Here is a 514-nt window from a genome sequence, read left to right on the forward strand (position 1 = left end):
TCAGCGACTTGCTGCGCTCGTTGTCGTACAGCGCGCGCAGGGTCCCCAGCGGTGCACGGTTGACCCGTGCCAGCACGTAGCCCGAATACGCCTGGTTGGCGAACTTCAGGTTCTCGCGGCGGTCCTCGCCATAGAACTGGTTGCCACCGGACAGCAGGTCTTCGCTCAGCCGGTTCAGTGCCTTCTGCAGCACGTTGTCCGGCACGGCGAAGCCGGCGTCCTTGGCGTCGAGCAGGAACTCGGCAATGTACGGCGTCAGCCAGGGATTGATGTAGCCGTCGTCGCCCCACATCGAGGCCAGGCGGCCGAAGGCCCCTTCCATGCGCTCACGGCGGGTCTTGGCATCCAGCCCGTCCGCTCCGAGCATGGCCGAGGTCGCTTCATCCAGCATCAGCGCGGCGTAGCCCTTGCTGGTGGTCTGCTCGGCGCAGCCATACGGATAATTGAGCGCGCCGTTCAAGGCACTGGCGAACGGAATCGGCGGCAGCGCGCTGACCAGCATGCGCGCGGTCAC

General features: G+C 66.1%; 1 pseudogene. It reads right to left on the reverse strand.

From position 1 onward, the window contains the following. Positions 1-514 (reverse strand): annotated as a pseudogene (locus AAE045_RS24410) (hypothetical protein); the annotation flags it as partial.

Origin of the sequence: Dryocola clanedunensis (assembly GCF_038405435.1) — a bacterium.
Lineage (GTDB): Bacteria > Pseudomonadota > Gammaproteobacteria > Enterobacterales > Enterobacteriaceae > Dryocola > Dryocola clanedunensis_A.